Raw genomic sequence first — 605 nt, 5'->3', positions numbered from 1 at the left:
CGACCGAAACCGTCAAGCTGATCGTGCCGGCCGCCGCCGGAGGCTCCACCGACGTAATGGGACGTCTGCTTGCCGCGCATCTGCAGTCGGTCTGGGGCCAATCGGCGATCGTCGAAAACCGTTCCGGCGCCGGCGGCACCATCGGCACGGCCGAAGTCGTGCGCTCGAAGGCGGACGGCCACACCATCCTGATCGGCAATCCCGGTCCCAATGCGATTGCCCTGCGGATCTACAAGAACCTCTCCTACAAGGCCGAGCAGCTGCAGCCGGTCTCCAACATGATCCGGATCCCGAATATCGTCTCGGCGCATCCTTCGACCGGCATCAAGTCGATCCCGGAGCTGATCGCCTTCCTCAAGGCCGTGCGTGGCGGCGGCGCGCCGGCCGTGACGGGCGAGGAGGGTGTCGCTAGCCTCGAGATCGCGATCCGCTGCCTCGAGCTGCCCGCCAAGCCCGCGGCGTCCGCCCCGCGCAATGGCCCGCGCCGCGTCGTCGGCTGATCCTTCAAACCTGGAAATCCAGCGATCATGAACCAGCACATGTCTGTCGAAGCCGTCCCCTTCATCGATGTCGCCTCCCAGCGAGCGCGGCTCGGCAAGGCGGTG

General features: G+C 66.8%; 1 protein-coding gene. It reads left to right on the top strand.

Annotation, left to right across the window (positions count from 1 at the left end; translation table 11 throughout):
* Nucleotides 1–500, top strand: a 500-nt coding sequence (locus tag ACNOHI_RS25170; protein ID WP_420477463.1) for a tripartite tricarboxylate transporter substrate-binding protein, incomplete at its 5' end; no start/stop codon positions are given.
* Nucleotides 501–605: the final 105 nt, after the last annotated feature.

The sequence above is a fragment of the Noviherbaspirillum sp. ST9 genome, from assembly GCF_048799745.1.
GTDB lineage: Bacteria > Pseudomonadota > Gammaproteobacteria > Burkholderiales > Burkholderiaceae_D > Noviherbaspirillum.
This window is presented reverse-complemented; position numbering and strand designations above follow the sequence as displayed.